The organism is Streptomyces sp. NPDC055287, assembly GCF_053646035.1.
In genome coordinates this window covers 385,872-391,871 of record NZ_JBSHNE010000005.1, presented here as the reverse complement: position 1 = coordinate 391,871, position 6,000 = coordinate 385,872, and the positions used below count along the sequence as shown (strand labels likewise).

The window sequence follows — 6,000 nt, the reverse complement described above, 5'->3', positions numbered from 1 at the left end:
GGTATCAACATATCTGGCGTTGACTTTTGGCACGCTGTTGAGTTCTCAAGGAACGGACGCTTCCTTTGTACTCACCCTCGCGGGCTTTCCTCCGGGCTTTCGTTCGGTATTTCGTGTTTCCGACTCTATCAGACTCTTTCGTGTCCGACTTCCTCGGCGCTTTCCAGTTCTTCGCTTTCGCGTTTCCCTTTCCGGCGGTTCCGACTCTATCAGATCCTTTCGGGCCTGACTCCCAGTCAGCGGGCTTTGTCTTTGCGGCTGTTCTGCCGTTCCGACGCCTCAAACCCTAGCGGATTTCCCGGGTGGCTCATAATCGAGCCTGTCGAATGAATTCCGGCATGCCGAAATTCTCTCCGAGTAGGAGACCGTGCAGAGTTTGGGTTTGCCGCGTGTGCGGCGAGTGGTTGTCGCAGAACCGTTCCGGCTCCGTGACAACTCGAAGAACCTTACAGATCGACAGGTGGCGTGTCAACCCCCGCCTCGGTCGCGCCAGTCCGGGCCCACGAGGGGCCCTCAGTCCAGGTCGGTGAGGCGGCCGCCGGCGTCCGGCTGGGCGTCCTCGACCCTGCGCAGCAGGCGGATCAGCATCTCGCCGAGCGAACCTCGCTCGTCGGCGGAGAGGTCCTGGAGCAGGTCCTCCTCGAAGCTCGACGCCATCCGCATCGCCTCGAGCCACTTGGCGCGTCCCTCGTCCGTGAGCTCCACGATCACGCGTACGCGGTTGTTCTCGTCGCGGTCCCTGGTGACCAGACCGTCCGCTGCCATCCGGTCGATGCGGTGGGTCATGGCGGCCGGGGTGAGGCCGAGGCGCTTCGCCAGCTCGCCGGGGCCCAGGCGGTAGGGGGCGCCGGAAACCACGAGGGTCTTGAGTACTTCCCACTCCGTGTTGCTGATGCCGAGTGCGGCGACCTGTCGGCCGTACGCGACGTTCATGCGGCGGTTCAGGCGGCCCAGGGCCGAGACGACCTTCTCGACCTGCGGGTCCAGGTCGCCGTACTCGCGCTGATAGGCGGCGATCTGTTCGTCGAGGCTCGGCTCCTGGAGGCCGGGCGGCTCATGGGTCTCAGGCATGCCGCGCAGTATGACACGGAGCCGTTGGCAGTTAAGTCCTTCGGTGTGTACTGTTGAGGGTCTAACTTTAGTGTTGAAGTCTTCAGCCTTCAGCTCTTCTCTTTCGAACCTTGAGGTAGGTGAGTGTGACCAGGGCTATGGGCGCCGCGATGCGCCGGATCCAGATGGGGAACGCGCTGAGTGCGTTCGGTATCGGATTCACCGTTCCGTATCTGTATGTGTACGTCGCCCAGGTGCGGGATCTGGGCGCGAGTACAGCAGGTGTGGTGCTCGCCGTCTTTGCTGTGGCCGCACTCCTCGTCCTGCCGTTCACCGGGCGCGTCATCGACCGGCGCGGACCGCTGCCCGTGCTGGTCGCCGCCGCTGTCATCGCTTCCGCCGGCTCACTGTGCATGGGGCTCGCGAGCAGCGTGCCGATGGTCCTGCTGTCCGCGGCGCTGCTCGGCGCGGGTACGGCGGTCGTCCAGCCGGCGCTCGCCACGATGATCGTGTGGTGCTCCACGCCCGCCACCCGTACGCGGGCCTTCGCCATGCAGTTCTTCCTCGCGAACCTGGGCCTCGGCATCGGTGGCCTCATCGGCGGCCAGCTCGTCGACGAGAGCCGGCCGGACAGCTTCCTGTTGCTCTTCAGCATCGAGGCCGTGATGTTCCTGGTGCTCGCCGGAATCGGTGCGAGCGTCCGGCTGCCGCGTGCCGCCCTCATCCCCGGCGCCATGCCGCAGGACGACGCCACTCCCAAGGGCGGGCTGCGGGCGCTGCTCAAGCACCGGGCGATGGTGCAGCTGTGCGGGCTCGGGTTCGTCCTGTTCTTCGCCTGCTACGGGCAGTTCGAGTCGGGCCTGGCGGCGTACGGCACCGAGGCGGCCGGGATTCAGCCGTCCACGCTCGGGATCGCCCTGGCGGCGAACACCGCCGTCATCGTGCTCGCGCAGTTCGTGGTGCTTCGGCTGGTCGAGCGCCACCGGCGTTCACGCGTCATCGCGCTCGTCGGGCTGATCTGGACCGTCGCGTGGATCGTGGCGGGTTACGCCGGGCTCGGGCACGGCAGCCAGACGATGGCCACGGCGGCGTTCGTGTCGACGTACGCGCTCTTCGGGCTCGGCGAGGCGATGCTCTCGCCGACCGTCGCGCCGCTGGTCGCCGATCTGGCGCCGGAGTCGATGATCGGGCAGTACAACTCGGCTTTCGCGCTGGTCAAGCAGCTCGCGCTGGCTGTCGGGCCGGCGGTGGGCGGGCCAATGGGCGCGTCGCTGCACGCGCCGTACATCCTCACCTTCGTCCTCTTCTCGCTGGGCATCAGCGTGCTGGCGCTGCGGCTCGGCAAGCAGCTGACTCCGGCTCAGGACAAGCCGCTGCCGGCCAAGTCGCGGGTCGTCGCCTCGGGCGCGCCGAAGAAGGATCTCGCTCCGGCGGGCTGAGGCGTCAGGACGTCGGCAGGGCGAATTCGCACCAGACGGCCTTGCCGCCGCCCGGTGTGCGGCGGCTGCCCCAGGACGAGGCGATCGTCGCGACGATCGAGATGCCGCGGCCCGCCTCGTCCGCCGGTTCGGCGCGGCGGCGGCGCGGCAGGTGGTCGTCGCCGTCCGTCACCTCGATGATCAGGCGGCGGTCGGTACGGCGAAGGCGAAGGCGCATCGGCGGCGTGCCGTGCTGGAGGGAGTTCGCCACCAGCTCGCTCGCCGCCAGGACGCCCAGGTCGCACAGCTCCACCGGGAAGCGCCAGGAGGCGAGCACTCCGGTGGCGAAAGCGCGGGCCCGCGGGGCCGCCTCGACGCCGCCGAGCAGGTCCAGCGCCGCGTTGTGGAAGAGCTCCGCGTTCGCGCCCGTGCGCGTGGGGTGCTGGAGGACCAGTACCGCCACGTCGTCGTCGTGGTCGGCGGTGACGCCCAGCGCGCGGATCAGGCGGTCGCAGACGACCTGCGGCGTGCCGGTGGCGCCGGACAGGGCGCGCTCCAGGGCTGCCACGCCCTCGTCGATGTCCTCGCGGCGGCGCTCGACGAGACCGTCCGTATAGAGGACAGCCGTGGAGCCGGGAGGGAGGGCGATCGTGCCCGAGGTGTGCATCCAGCCGCCGGTGCCGAGCGGGGGGCCCGTGTGGTCCTCGGCGCGGCGGACCGCGCCGTCCTCGTCGCGGACGAGGATCGGGAGGTGACCGGCGGACGCGTAGACGAGACGGCCCTCGTTGGGGTCGTGGACGGCGTACGCGCAGGTGGCGATCTGGTTGGCGTCGATTTCGGCGGCGAGGCCGTCGAGGAGTTGAAGGACCTCGTGGGGCGGGAGGTCGAGGCGGGCGTACGCGCGGACCGCCGTGCGGAGCTGGCCCATGACGGCGGCGGCGCGCACGCCGCGGCCCATGACGTCACCGATGACCAGGGCTGTACGGCCGGCGCCGAGGGTGATGACGTCGTACCAGTCGCCGCCGACCGCCGCGTCCGTGCCGCCCGGCTGGTAGGTGGCGGCGATGCGCAGGTCGTCGGGTTGTTCCAGCTCCTGCGGGAGGAGCGAGCGCTGGAGGGTTACGGCCGTCTCGCGCAGGCGGCGCTCGCTGGCGCGCAGGCGCTCGGCCGCCTCGGCGTGGTCGGTGACGTCGGCGGCGAACACGAGGACGCCGCCATCACCCGCTCCCGCGCCGCCCGGGATCTCGATGGGCGTGCAGGTGATGGTGTACGAGCCGCCCTTGGGCACCTTGCGGGACTTGACCGTACGGGGCGTGCCGCTGCGCAGGACCTGGTCCAGGAGCGGGAGCAGGCCCAGCTCGTCCAGCTCGGGGAGTGCGACGGCGGCGGGGGTGCCGGTCTCGCGGGGGCCGAAGGCGGCGGCGTAGGCGTCGTTGACGTACGCGACGCGGTGCTCCGGGCCGTACACCAGGGCGACGAGGGCGGGGAGCCGACCGAGGATCTCGCGGACGGACAGGTCGGTCAGGGGGTCCGGCGAGTGCAGGGGGTCGTCACCGGACGCGTCCGGGGCGTCGGGTCCGTGCTCGGACTGCCGACCGTACTCAACGCGGGCCGCCGGGACGGAGCCGCGGTCGGTCCGCGCTGCGGCGCGGCGCTGCGTTCCGGGGAGACGGGCGCTCCAGCGCGTGAAGTTCACTGACTTTCAAGCCTCATGGTGTCGCGTTGCGTTGTGTGGCGTCGCTGACGCTGCGGTCGCCGTCCTTGCTTGGTTGCTGCTGTTGCTGTGAGGGGGAGCTGCTGTGTGGTTACAGCGGGTCACTCTGAGCGGGTGTGAACCAACCTATGGTCACACGCCCAGTGTGACCGACCGCACTGACAGCCGTCACTTGGTCTTGGGGGGCTTACCGCCCGCGGCCAGTTCGAATTCTGCCCGCGGGTGCTCCAGGGAGCCGAGCGAAACGATCTCTCGTTTGAAGAGTCCGGCGAGTGTCCATTCGGCGAGGACCCGGGCCTTGCGGTTGAAGGTCGGCACCCGGCTGAGGTGGTAGGTGCGGTGCATCAGCCAGGCCGGATAGCCCTTGAGCTTGCGGCCGTAGACGTGCGCGACCCCCTTGTGGAGACCGAGCGAGGCGACCGAACCGGCGTACTTGTGCTCGTAGTTCTTCAGCGGTTCGCCGCGCAGGGCGGCCAGGACGTTCTCGGCGAGGACCCTGGCCTGGCGGACGGCGTGCTGGGCGTTGGGGGCGCACTCCCTGCCCTTCTCGTCCGCCGTGAGGTCGGGGACGGCTGCGGCGTCCCCGGCGGCCCAGGCGTGCTCGGTTCCTTCGATCGTGAGCCTGGCGGTGGCGGTGAGGCGGCCGCGCTCGTTCAGCGGCAGGTCGCTCGCGGCGAGAACGGGGTGCGGCTTGACGCCCGCGGTCCATACGACGGTGCGGGTGGGGAAGCGCGAGCCGTCGCTGAGGACGGCGACGCGGTCCGCGCAGGAGTCGAGGCGGGTCTCCAGGCGTACGTCGATATTGCGACGGCGCAGCTCACGGATCGCGTACTTGCCCATCTCCTCACCGACCTCGGGAAGGATGCGGCCCGTGGCCTCGACCAGGATCCACTTCATGTCCTGGGGCTTGACGTTGTGGTAGTAGCGGGCGGCGTAGCGGGCCATGTCCTCCAGCTCGCCGAGCGCCTCCACGCCGGCGTACCCGCCGCCGACGAAGACGAAGGTGAGGGCGGCGTCGCGGACGGCCGGGTCTCGGGTGGCGGACGCGATGTCCATCTGCTCGATGACGTGATTGCGCAGGCCGATGGCCTCTTCGACGGTCTTGAAGCCGATGCCGTAGTCGGCGAGACCGGGGATGGGGAGGGTGCGTGAGACGGAACCGGGCGCGAGGACGAGTTCGTCGTACGTGATCTCGATGCCGCCGGTGCCCTCCTCCTCGGTGGCGAGGGTGGTGACGGTCGCGACGCGCTTGGCGTGATCGATGGACTTGGCCTCACCGATGACGATCTTGCACTTGTCCAGCACACGGCGGAGCGGGACCACGACGTGGCGCGGGGAGATGGAGCCGGCCGCCGCTTCGGGCAGGAACGGCTGATACGTCATATAGGGATCAGGAGTCACCACAATGACCTCGGCCTCGCCGCTTCTCAGCTTCCGCTGGAGGTGCAGCGCGGTGTACATCCCGACGTAGCCGCCGCCGACAACGAGAATGCGCGCAGGTTCTGTCACTGTCCCATGACGCAACGGCCGAAGGACTTTGTCCACAGGCCCGGCAAATTGTGTGACCGGAGGTCATGGGTACCGCACGCTGCGGGAATTCCTGCTCGGTCTGGAAGGTTTGCAGGTCAGCGAGTGGGGAGGGGGTGTCGACAGTGGCCGAATCAGGAAGGTTCCGGTCGATACTCCGATCGGGCGGGCGCTCCGTGCGGAACTACCCCCTTCTGAATCCACGCGCGCTCAACTATGTTCGTATCTCGTCGGGGCGGCCAGGTCTGCGGTCCCGGCCGACTATCAGGGCGGGGAGTCTCCGGGGGGAGA

At 69.1% G+C, this 6,000-nt stretch carries 4 protein-coding genes; 1 reads left to right on the top strand and 3 read right to left on the bottom strand.

Annotated elements, in window-relative coordinates:
- Positions 1–513 precede the first annotated feature (513 nt).
- Entirely contained in the window at positions 514–1,071 is a 558-nt protein-coding gene (locus tag ACWIHY_RS11815; protein WP_454375462.1) for a MarR family winged helix-turn-helix transcriptional regulator, read from the bottom strand.
- 137 nt (positions 1,072–1,208) lie between these two features.
- Here ACWIHY_RS11815 and ACWIHY_RS11810 point away from each other — a divergent pair, with 137 nt between their 5' ends.
- Complete coding sequence (locus ACWIHY_RS11810; RefSeq protein WP_454375484.1) at positions 1,209–2,489, top strand: MFS transporter; 1,281 nt, start codon at positions 1,209–1,211, stop codon at positions 2,487–2,489.
- Between the two features lie 4 nt (positions 2,490–2,493).
- On the opposite strand, the gene ACWIHY_RS11805 is transcribed toward ACWIHY_RS11810, so the two are convergent.
- On the bottom strand, positions 2,494–4,164 hold the full coding sequence (locus ACWIHY_RS11805) for an ATP-binding SpoIIE family protein phosphatase (RefSeq protein WP_454375461.1): 1,671 nt from the start codon (positions 4,162–4,164) through the stop codon (positions 2,494–2,496).
- Between the two features lie 186 nt (positions 4,165–4,350).
- A complete protein-coding gene (locus ACWIHY_RS11800) occupies positions 4,351–5,691 on the bottom strand; it encodes an NAD(P)/FAD-dependent oxidoreductase (RefSeq protein WP_454375460.1) in 1,341 nt (446 codons plus the stop codon).
- Positions 5,692–6,000: the final 309 nt, after the last annotated feature.